Raw genomic sequence first — 3422 nt, 5'->3', positions numbered from 1 at the left:
GTTCTTGCCCGGGCGGCCCCCGATTTCTACACGCTTTTCCAACCCTGTTTCTCACTCACGACGGGTGTGAGTCAGAGGCGGCAGGAGCGGATGTCCGACGCCAGGATCGCCTTCGCGCCCACCTCGGCCAGCTCGTCCATGATGAGGTTGACCTTCTTGCGCGACACCATCGCGCGCACGGCCACCCAGTCGTCGTCCGCGAGCGGCGCCACCGTCGGCGACTCCAGGCCGGGCGTGATCGCGATCGCCCGCTCGACCAGCGTCCGCGGGCAGTCGTAGTCCAGCATCATGTACTGCTGGGCGAACACGACCCCGCGCAGGCGCGCGGCCAGCTGCGACTTCGGCTTGCTCTCCTCGCTGCCCTTGCGCTGCAGCAGCACCGCTTCCGACACGCAGATCGGGTCGCCGAACGCCACCAGGTTGTTCTGCCGCAGCGACCGGCCGGACTCGACGACGTCCGCGATCGCGTCCGCCACGCCGAGCTGGATCGAGATCTCCACCGCGCCGTCGAGCCGGATGACCTCGGCCTCGACGCCGTGGCGCGCGAGGTCGTCGCGGACCAGCCGCGGGTACGACGTCGCCAGGCGCTTGCCGTGCAGGTCGGCGGGCTTCCAGTCCCGCCCGGCCGGGGCGGCGTAGCGGAACGTCGAACCGCCGAAGCCCAGCGCCTGGACTTCTTCCACCGGCGCGCCGGAGTCGAGCGCGAGGTCGCGGCCGGTGATGCCGAGGTCGAGGTCACCGGAGCCGACGTAGATCGCGATGTCCTTGGGGCGCAGGAAGAAGAACTCGACCTCGTTGACGGTGTCGAGCACCGTCAGGTCGCGCTGCTCATGCCGCTTCCGGTAGCCCGCCTCGCCGAGCATCTCCGTCGCCGCGGCGGCGAGGGCTCCCTTGTTCGGCACGGCAACACGCAGCATTTCGCTTCTCTCCTCGATTCCTCGCGCGATCCAGCACCGCGCGAAACCCCGTCACAGGTAGCGGTAGACGTCCTCGGTCGACAGGCCGCGGCCGAGCATCAGCACCTGCAGCCGGTACAGCAGCTGGGAGATCTCCTCGGCGAGGCGCTCGTCGGACTCGTGCTCGGCGGCGATCCACACCTCGCCCGCTTCCTCGAGCACTTTCTTGCCTTGGGCGTGGACGCCGGCGTCGAGGGCGACGACGGTACCGGACCCGTCGGGACGGGTACGCGCGCGCTCGGCAAGCTCCGCGAACAGCTCATCGAAGGTCTTCACGGTCTGCAGATCCTTCCATCCCGGGCCCGCGAGCGCCGCCCCGGGATGGTCCGGGTGCCACCGATCTCACACCTCCGTGGACACCTGCTCCCGCGATGTGGGACGCAGGCGCTCGAAACCGAGGAGGTACCGCTTGCGTTCGAGGCCGCCGCCGTATCCCGTCAGCGCACCCGTGGACCCGACCAGGCGGTGGCACGGCACGATGATCGAGATCGGGTTCTTGCCGTTCGCGAGCCCGACCGCCCGCGCGGCCGACGGCTTGCCGAGCCGCTGCGCCAGCTCGCCGTAGGAGGCGGTTTCGCCGTACGGGATCTCGAGCAGCGCCGTCCACACCGAACGCTGGAACGGCGTCCCGCGCAGCGCCAGCGGCAGGTCGAACTCGTGGCGAAGCCCGGCGAAGTACTCCCCGAGCTGAAGCCGGGCGCGCTCGAAGACTTCGGCGGCGCCGCGCGAGCCGAACGTCGGCTCGGCGGGGCGGTGGCGCTGCTCGTGCAGGTACAGCCCGCAGAGCGCGTCGTCCTCGGCGACCAGCGTCAGCGGGCCGCAGGGGCTGTCCACGACCGTGTGGGAACGCACGAAATCTCCTAAGCCGCGGGCATCCGGTTGATCGCGTGGTCACCGGTGGCCCACAGGTGCTGGGTGGCGTACGCGCGCCACGGGCGCCACGCCCCGGACCGGGCGACGACGGCGGCCTGGCCGCCGAGGCCGAGCGCCTCCGCCGCGTACTTGATGCCGAGGTCGGTCGGGAGGAACGCGTCGGGGTCGCCGAGGGCGCGCATCGCGATGCTCTCGACCGTCCACGGCCCGAAGCCGGGCAACGCGCTCAGCGCGGCCCGTGTTTCGCCCCAGTCGCTGCCCGCGCCGAGGTCGAGCCCGTCCGTCAACGCCGAGACCAGCGCCAGCAGCGTCCGACGGCGGCTGCGCGGCATGGCCAGCGTCTCGGGGTCCAGCGAGGCCAACGCCTCCGGAGAAGGAAACAGGTGGGTCAGCCCGCCCTCGGGATCGTCGACCGGATCACCGTGCGCGACGACGAGCCGGGCCGCGTGCGTCCGCGCCGCCGCCGTCGAGACCTGCTGGCCCAGCACGGCCCGCACGGCGAACTCGGCGCCGTCGACCGTGCGCGGGACCCGGCGGCCCGGGGCGGCGCCGACCAGCGGCGCGAGCAGCGGGTCGGTGGCGAGCTGGCCGTCGACGGCGATCGGGTCGGCGTCGAGGTCGAGCAGCCGGCGGCAGCGGCTGGTGGCGGCCGGCAGGTCCCGCAGGTCGGTCAGGCTCAACCGGCAGGCGACGTAGCCGGCGGCGGGGTCCCCGGGGCGCAGCGCGACGACGCCGTGGCCGTGCGGCAGCCGCAGCGTCCGGCGGTAGGCGCCGTCCCGCCACTCCTCGACGCCCGGCACCCCGGTCGCGACGAGGTGCCCGAACAGGTTGTCCGGGCAGAGCGGCTTCCGGTAGGGCAGCCGCAGCAGGATCGCCCCGGCCGCGGCCGACGGCTTGCCCTTCGCGCGCTGCCGCAGCTCGGTCGGCGAGAGGGCGAACACCGCGCGGACGGTGTCGTTGAACGCCCGGATGCTGCCGAACCCGGCGGCGAGGGCCAGCTCGGTCATCGGCAGGGTGGTCGTCTCGATGAGCGTCCGCGCGGTCTGCGCGCGCTGGGCCCTGGCCAGGGCGAGCGGGCCGGCGCCGAGCTCGGCGAACACCTGGCGTTCGACCTGCCGGACGCTGTAGCCGAGCCGGGTGGCCAGCCCGCGGACGCCTTCGGTGTCGACGACGCCGTCGGCGATCAGCCGCATCGCCCGGGCGACGAGGTCGGCGCGCTCGTTCCACAGCGGCGACCCCGGGCTCGCATCCGGGCGGCAGCGCTTGCAGGCGCGGAAGCCGGCCTGCTGCGCGGCCGCGGCACTGGGGTAGAAGCTCATGTTCCGCGGCTTCGGCGGCACCACCGGGCAGCTCGGCCGGCAGTAGATCTTGGTCGTCAGGACGGCGGTGTAGAACCACCCGTCGAACCGGGCGTCCTTCCCCTGCACGGCCCGCACGCACCGCTCGAAATCCTCATGCACGCGTCCCAGCATCGCCGAGCGCGACGACGAGGGCTAGCTGTATTGACCCGTGAGGTTGGGGACGCGGCTGGCGGGTGGTTTGCCAGCGAGTGCGGTGTGGCCGCGATGGTGATTGTAGGTGTGCAACCAGCCC

Annotated in this window: 4 protein-coding genes; all 4 read right to left on the bottom strand. The window is 72.7% G+C overall.

Annotated features, from left to right (window positions below; all coding sequences use genetic code 11):
* Nucleotides 1-71 precede the first annotated feature (71 nt).
* The 4 genes from hisG to AB0N03_RS52025 all read right to left on the bottom strand — a co-directional run bounded on the left by hisG (nucleotide 72) and on the right by AB0N03_RS52025 (nucleotide 3289).
* Complete coding sequence (gene hisG, locus AB0N03_RS52040; RefSeq protein ID WP_364388936.1) at nucleotides 72-917, bottom strand: ATP phosphoribosyltransferase; 846 nt, start codon at nucleotides 915-917, stop codon at nucleotides 72-74.
* A gap of 51 nt (nucleotides 918-968) precedes the next feature.
* Nucleotides 969-1232, bottom strand: coding sequence for a phosphoribosyl-ATP diphosphatase (locus AB0N03_RS52035; protein ID WP_155544123.1), 264 nt, complete (start codon nucleotides 1230-1232; stop codon nucleotides 969-971).
* Nucleotides 1233-1298: 66 nt separating this feature from the next.
* The gene (locus AB0N03_RS52030; protein ID WP_364388934.1) at nucleotides 1299-1808 is read right to left on the bottom strand and encodes a methylated-DNA--[protein]-cysteine S-methyltransferase; all 510 of its coding nucleotides are present in this window, start codon (nucleotides 1806-1808) and stop codon (nucleotides 1299-1301) included.
* Between the two features lie 8 nt (nucleotides 1809-1816).
* On the bottom strand, nucleotides 1817-3289 hold the full coding sequence (locus tag AB0N03_RS52025; protein WP_364388932.1) for an AlkA N-terminal domain-containing protein: 1473 nt from the start codon (nucleotides 3287-3289) through the stop codon (nucleotides 1817-1819).
* Nucleotides 3290-3422: the final 133 nt, after the last annotated feature.

It is taken from the genome of Amycolatopsis sp. NPDC051061 (genome assembly GCF_040682935.1).
GTDB lineage: Bacteria > Actinomycetota > Actinomycetes > Mycobacteriales > Pseudonocardiaceae > Amycolatopsis.
This window is presented reverse-complemented; position numbering and strand designations above follow the sequence as displayed.